Genomic DNA, 6845 nt, shown 5'->3' on the forward strand with positions numbered 1-6845 from the left:
ATGGCTAGTGGATTTTTAAAAGGAACCTTAATTTTAACCATTGCCGGTTTCGTAGTGAAAGCCATCGGTAGTATTAACTGGATTCTTCTATCCCGCATCTTGGGTGGTGAAGGCATCGGTATCTACCAGATGGCCTTTCCTATCTATTTGTTACTATTACAAATTTCGAGCGCAGGTGTGCCGATTGCCATCTCTATTTTGACGGCAGAACGATTAGCCTTACACGACTTTGGTGGTGCTAAGAGAGTATTCAATATATCTTTTACAATGTTAACCATTACAGGCTTTATCGCCAGTCTTGCCATGTACTTTGGTGCAGATTGGCTAATCTCTAGTGGACTCATTGCTGAAAGCCGTGCCTACTACTCTATCATCGCGCTCGCTCCGGCAGTATTCTTTGTAACGTGGATTTCCTGCTTCCGCGGGTATATCCAAGGCTATGAAATGATGACGCCAACGGCGGTCAGCCAAATCGTAGAACAACTGTTACGTGTTATCGTCATGCTCGGTGCTGCAGCTATCTTGTTGCCTTATGGTCTACCGGCTGCTGCAGGTGGTGCTAGCTTAGGTGCTGGTGTCGGTGCCTTTGGTGCCTTTCTAGTGCTCTTGTACTATTACTATAAATTGCCTAAGGCAAGTAGTACTGGTGAAAGCTACGATGGGCCCCGTGAATCAGCTAAAGAAATTTTGTCACGACTCTTAACATTGTCCATTCCAATTTCCTTAGCAAGTATCATGTTGCCATTAACAGCTAACCTCGATTTGCTCATCGTACCACGTCGACTCTTAGATGCTGGTTTCCCGATGAATGAAGTAACAGAACTGTTCGGTTATCTTACAGGTATGGCAGTTCCGCTCATCAACTTGGCTACCATCATTACAGCAGCCCTTGCAACAAGCATTGTACCAGCTATCTCTCATGCCTTTGCAAAACGCGATCATCAAGGTATTTATGAACGTACCTCGGGCTCCATGAGATTAACATTTATGGCTACTGTACCATTTACGGTACTATTATATGTACTTGCTGCCCCAACAGTTACCTTGATTTATAATGCACCTAAGGCAGAATTAGCTACGCAAATCACTGCGTTCTCTATCTTCTTCCTCGGTGTACACCAAGTAACAACAGGTATCTTACAAGGTCTTAACAAACCGCGTATTCCTGTAATTAATATGGGTATTGCGTTAGTAATCAAAGTCATCCTGAACTGGACACTAACGGCCATCCCATGGCTTGGTATCGGCGGTGCCGCTTGGGCAACCGTTGCTGATATTGGCTTTGCAGCGTTACTCAACTTGATTTACATCAAAAAATACACAGGCTACTTCCTCGATATTTCCCTTCTATGGAAAAATGTGGTCAGTGCCGGTGTCATGGGTATACTCATCTTTATGAGTTACCACTACTTAACAGATATCTTACCAATGTGGGTTAACTTCATACTCACAGGTATCGAAGGCTTATTGCTCTACGTTATTATCATGGTTCTTTTAAAAGGACTTAATAAAAATGATGGCGCAAGCATGCCACTCATAGGTAGATTCTTTAGATAATAACTTAAAGAGGTTTAACACATATGTGTTAAACCTCTTTTTTATGCCACTCACTTTACGCTATCTTTTTATAGTATTACTTCTTATCATTATGTGCTTTTTTATCTTTCACAATATCCCTAATAGTAGGATTTGTTTGTATCACATCTAACATTACAGGTGAAATGCCGATTCCCACAAAAGCTTTATCATTCCAAGCTTTACTATGTTTAGCAGCTACATATTGAATAACATCTCGCAATTTATAGTTACTTACGTGAACATCATCAGGTTTGTGTAAATAATACGTATAAACATACTGATTATCATACAAAACCATACCAAATAGTGTTGCATTTTCCTTGTTAGCTTCAAAGTATAAAGCTGGAATACCATTGTTCCAAACTGTAGCATATTGTAATCGCTTATGACCTTTTAAACCATATTTTTTAACAACAGTTCTTAAGTAACTATATAAAATATTTTGTTTTTCAACACTAGCACCTTCTATAAATGGTTGCTTACCAAATACAGCTTTAATACGTCCAGACATATAAACATCATATTCAGCTGGGCCTATAACCTCATGTTTCTTGAATTTACTATTTTTTAATACCCTAAATGTATAAGGTCCCAAATGAACAGGATCAGTATATGCTAACACATCACTAGCCGGCTTAATAGAAGGTAAAACAAAATTAGCCAAAGGTCCCATTGTATCTGAGATAGAACGTTGAGTATCATCTTTAATATAATTTTTTATAATATCTTTATTAAGAGATTGACCAATATGATAAGAAAGATTAGGTGTTTTAGGTAATGTAAAATTGATTGTCCCCACAACCAAATGATCATCAAAGCCTATTACATCCCACGTTGCTTTTTCAAGTCCAGGATAAGTAAATACATCACCATCTACAAATCGAACTGAGTCTTTTCGCTTTTCTAATCTCTCATTCAAAGTATTCTGTAAAAGAGATTTATTTAAATCAGTATACTCTATATTTGTATCTTCCCATTTAGAACCTTTAGGCTGTTGTCTTGTTTCATATCTAAAATCAGATACGGCGCTAATAGTTCCTCCAACACTCTTAATAGTAGACTTATCCATATGTTTAGGATCAATAGACCAACCTACTATACTTTCTTTTGAGCCTGTAAATTTAATATCAGCCCCATTTTCTGTAATAATATATACACTCCTAGAATGATGTATTGCTCTAGTCAATTCTTGTACTACATAAATATCATCACCTAATTTTTCATTATCATAATTTGGCTCATGTTGTGCCCATTTTTTAACCTCAGACTCTTGGAAGTCATCAACCTTCTTAGCAACTTCTCCTTGAATACGATATTCTTGATACGCTTCTTTCCCAATATCTGGGCGAGCCCCAGGAATATTAACATCAATGGCCTGAGATACGCCTATAGTCCCTATAAACCCAATACAACTCAACAATAACAAACGTCTTAGCATCATATCTCTCTCCTTAAACACATACATTTGTTTATAATTTTAACACTTAGTTTATATTTTATCAATTTCACTTGTGTAGAAAAAATATAGGAAAAAAAGGTCTGACTATATTAGTCAGACCTTTTAGTTTATGCTGTTATGCCTATCATAGTTAGGATTTCCATAATAATTGGTATAGCTACCACAAATAGTATTGTACTAATCATGACAAGTCCTGTAGCAAATGACAAGTCAGATTTCGATTCATTGGCTACGATTGGTAATACTGCAATAACGGGACCCGCCGATTGTACAACAAAGGTAATGATTGCTATTGGTTCTAGGACGATACCTGCGCCATATTGCAAGCCCAGAATGACACAGAACATGATAATCGGTGATATTACAAAACGACCGATAATACCACCAATGGAATCTTTATTGAGACTCATACTTTTAAGCCCTGCATCATGAAGTACAATACCAATATAAATCAAAGATAATGGTGTTACCATATCGCCTAAATAATTCAAGGTAGTATGCAAAATTGAAGGTAAAGGAATTTCAAAGAATAAGAATATCAATGCTACAAAGAAGCCTAGTAATGGTGGAGGTAATAACTTCTTCAAATCAAATTTAAACTGTTTCCGCTTTGTTTCTGTAGCTACTTTGCTATTATTTATACTATCAACTTTGTTATTATTGAAACCTAATTCGGCATTGGGCAGCGGATCTAGTTCTATAAGGAATACCCCTACCATCCATACGGAAATCGTGTTACCGATATAATATAACAAGAAATATGGCAGCGCATCTTGGCCAAAGAGTGCAATTTGCACTGGCAATCCAATGAACAAGCAGTTATCATTAACGACCATATTGATAAAAATGCCACGCCTACCTCGAGGTACTTTTAGTACTTTCATCATGATGAAAGCAACGATATATGCAATTACATAGGTTAATGTAACGGCTAGCATCCCATATCGAAGGTCCCATAAATCCGATGTATGTAGATGATGCAATACCGATACAAATACACCGGCTGGTAACGCAACAGACATGATAAATCTAGATAGATTACCACTAAATATGGGATGAAACATCCCTCGCCCTTTTAATATATATCCTAGCGAGATCAGCAATACAATAGGTATGATGCTCTGTAAGGATGTAAGAAAAACCATAGTAAACCTCCCGTACAGTTTATTCGTAATCTATCATACCATGTTTTTAACAAAACATATACGAATATAATTATCCCTATAAAACCGAATATAATTATCCCTATAAAACTAATATGAATTTTATAAAATGTAACAATGTTAACATATTTTAGAATGTATAAGTTTTATAATTAATTGCAATAGTAGTATTATTTATTCACAATTATTTGATATACTTAAACTATACTAATTGTACAAATTTTTACACATACGAGGTGATATTATGACAAAACCATTCATCGGTGTATCTGGCAATATCTTACGAGATAACGGCGGTGCCTACGTAGATTTATTACGTTCTTATGTAAACCATGATTATCCACGCTCTATCGAAGAGGCTGGTGGCATTCCAGTTATCATTCCATTTACAAAAAATCTCGACGTAGCCCGTGAAACGGTTGCAAAACTTGACGCCTTATTATTATCTGGTGGCCATGACGTATCTCCACTGAATTACGGTGAGGAACCATTGCAAGGTCTAGGCGATGTATTCCCTGAACGAGATCAATTCGATTTTGCATTATTGAAAGCAGCGGAAGAAAAACAAATTCCTATCTTTTGTATTTGCCGAGGCATTCAAATTTTAAATGTATATCGTGGTGGTTCTCTATACCAAGATTTAAAGTATGACGAAAACTGTACGATAAAACATTCACAAAATCAAACCCCTGCATTAGGTACACATACAGTAGATATCGAGTTTGAATCTAAGCTTGCTAGTGCTATTGGTCGCTCCACATGGATTACAAATTCTCACCATCATCAAACAGTAAAACATGTTGGTAAAGGTTTACAAGTAGTAGCAAGAGCTAAGGATGGTACTGTAGAAGGTTTAGAAGACTCCTCCTATCCTTGGTTAGTAGCTTGTCAATTCCATCCAGAAATGATGTCTGAAACAGATGAGAATGCAAAACGCTTATTTGCTGCCTTTGTAACAGCAGCTCGAGAAAATATAACTAAATAGTAGGAAGGTTTTAGTATGAAAGAAACAGGAAAATTTGGCTTTTGGAGTATTGTACTCCTAGGCATCAATGGTATTGTAGGGACAGGTATTTTCCTACTACCAAACAAAGCATATTCTATCATTGGTTCCGCTAGTTTAGGCGTCCTATTATTTGATGCCGTTATTGCAGGCTGTATCGCCCTTTGCTTTGCTGAAGCGGCAAGCTTATTTACACGTAATGGCGGACCTTACCTATATGCAAAACATGCATTAGGTGACTTTTGGGCCTTTGAAGTAGGCGTTCTAAAATGGATTGTAACCGTTATTGCTTGGGCGGCCATGGCCGTTGGCTTTGCTACAGCATTAGGTGCCGCAGTACCGGCGTTAAGTGGTGATTTTGCAAAAGATGTTATTTCATTTATCTTGATTGTAGGTCTTACCATTGTAAATATCTTTGGTGTTAACGTATCAAAATTCGTTAACAACTTAATCACTATTTCTAAGTTAGTTCCTCTTGCCCTATTCATTGCAATTGGCATTTTCTTTATAAATGGAGCTAACTTTACGCCAGTCTTCCCACAAGATACTTATGTGGATGGATCATTTGCTCAAGCAGCAGTTCTTCTATTCTTTGCCTATACAGGATTTGAAGTTATTGCCATTGCTGCAGAGGATATGAAAAACCCTAAGAAGAATTTACCACGAGCTATTATCATGTGTATGCTTCTCGTGTCCGTTCTATATATGGCAATCCTCGCCGTATCTATCGGTGTACTCGGCTCTGACTTGGCTAATACAAAAGCACCAGTTCAAGATGCTTTTAACGTAATTGTAGGTCCTATCGGTATGTACGTTGTATTAGTAGGAACACTGATTTCTATGGGTGGTATCAACTTTGCGGAGGCTTACTATGCACCTCGAGTGGCTACCTCTATGGCTGAAGACGGTATGTTACCAAGTGCTCTAGCTAAACGTAATCGTTACAATGCACCATATGTTGCAGCTATTGTTACTGCTATTGCCAGTGTATTACTTGCATGGTCTGGATCCTTTACTACACTAGCAGCCATCAGTGCAGTATCTCGTTTTACACAATACCTACCAACATGTTTGGCTGTTATTATCTTCCGTCGTAAATGGGCAGACAAAGCTCGGTCTTACACAATTCCTGGTGGCTATTTAATCCCAGTTATTGCTATCGGCACATCCCTATGGATGCTCGCTCAAGCTCAAACCAACCAATTACTATGGGGTCTAGGCGGTTGTATCGTGATCTTGCCATTCTACTACTCCTATTGGAAAAAGAAAAAAGCTGGTCTCATTAAAGACCATGATGAAATGTAAATACTACCAGTTAAAAATAATTTCAGGCATCTCATATATACCCTTTTTGAGATACTACCAGTTAAAAATAATTATTTCTAATTAAATTTAAAACTACCAGTTGTCATGTTGTTTTGTAAACCGATTTTCAATAACAGGAGATCGATCTACTACAACGTGAAATTAACTGGTAGTTTTTTGCATTTCTAGACTAAATATAATACTTTTAACTGGTAGTATCTCATTAATCATATATAGTTAGACTAAACATAATTCTTTTAACTGGTAGTATCTCATTAACCATATGTAGTTAGACTAAACATAATTCTTTTAACTGGTAGTATCTCATTAATCATAT

The 6845-nt window shown here is 37.0% G+C and carries 5 protein-coding genes; 3 read left to right on the forward strand and 2 right to left on the reverse strand.

All coding sequences use genetic code 11. From position 1 onward, the window contains the following. Positions 1 to 1557, forward strand: a complete 1557-nt coding sequence (locus ACDF53_RS09375) for a polysaccharide biosynthesis protein (RefSeq protein WP_005386176.1) — start codon at positions 1 to 3, stop codon at positions 1555 to 1557. A 76-nt stretch (positions 1558 to 1633) separates the two neighbouring features. Here ACDF53_RS09375 and ACDF53_RS09380 read toward each other — a convergent pair whose 3' ends face one another. Both ACDF53_RS09380 and ACDF53_RS09385 read right to left on the reverse strand, forming a co-directional pair. Then, positions 1634 to 3019 (reverse strand): hypothetical protein, encoded by a 1386-nt coding sequence (locus ACDF53_RS09380; RefSeq protein WP_370816169.1) that lies wholly within the window; start codon positions 3017 to 3019, stop codon positions 1634 to 1636. A 125-nt stretch (positions 3020 to 3144) separates the two neighbouring features. Continuing rightward, positions 3145 to 4182: an AEC family transporter gene (locus ACDF53_RS09385; RefSeq protein WP_370816171.1), complete on the reverse strand. Its 1038-nt coding sequence runs from the start codon at positions 4180 to 4182 to the stop codon at positions 3145 to 3147. Between the two features lie 262 nt (positions 4183 to 4444). Here ACDF53_RS09385 and ACDF53_RS09390 point away from each other — a divergent pair, with 262 nt between their 5' ends. Both ACDF53_RS09390 and ACDF53_RS09395 read left to right on the forward strand, forming a co-directional pair. Continuing rightward, on the forward strand, positions 4445 to 5185 hold the full coding sequence (locus ACDF53_RS09390; protein ID WP_295212573.1) for a gamma-glutamyl-gamma-aminobutyrate hydrolase family protein: 741 nt from the start codon (positions 4445 to 4447) through the stop codon (positions 5183 to 5185). Between the two features lie 15 nt (positions 5186 to 5200). Next, positions 5201 to 6508, forward strand: a complete 1308-nt coding sequence (locus tag ACDF53_RS09395; RefSeq protein WP_060924172.1) for an APC family permease — start codon at positions 5201 to 5203, stop codon at positions 6506 to 6508. Positions 6509 to 6845 lie beyond the last annotated feature (337 nt).

This window comes from Veillonella sp. (assembly GCF_041333735.1).
In the GTDB taxonomy this organism is placed as follows: domain Bacteria; phylum Bacillota; class Negativicutes; order Veillonellales; family Veillonellaceae; genus Veillonella.

Coding starts and splice junctions, on each gene's coding strand:
- ACDF53_RS09380 (WP_370816169.1), bottom strand. CDS start 3,019: ATGATGCTAAGACGTTTGTTATTGTTGAGTTGTATTGGGTTTATAGGG.
- ACDF53_RS09375 (WP_005386176.1), top strand. CDS start 1: ATGGCTAGTGGATTTTTAAAAGGAACCTTAATTTTAACCATTGCCGGT.
- ACDF53_RS09385 (WP_370816171.1), bottom strand. CDS start 4,182: ATGGTTTTTCTTACATCCTTACAGAGCATCATACCTATTGTATTGCTG.
- ACDF53_RS09395 (WP_060924172.1), top strand. CDS start 5,201: ATGAAAGAAACAGGAAAATTTGGCTTTTGGAGTATTGTACTCCTAGGC.
- ACDF53_RS09390 (WP_295212573.1), top strand. CDS start 4,445: ATGACAAAACCATTCATCGGTGTATCTGGCAATATCTTACGAGATAAC.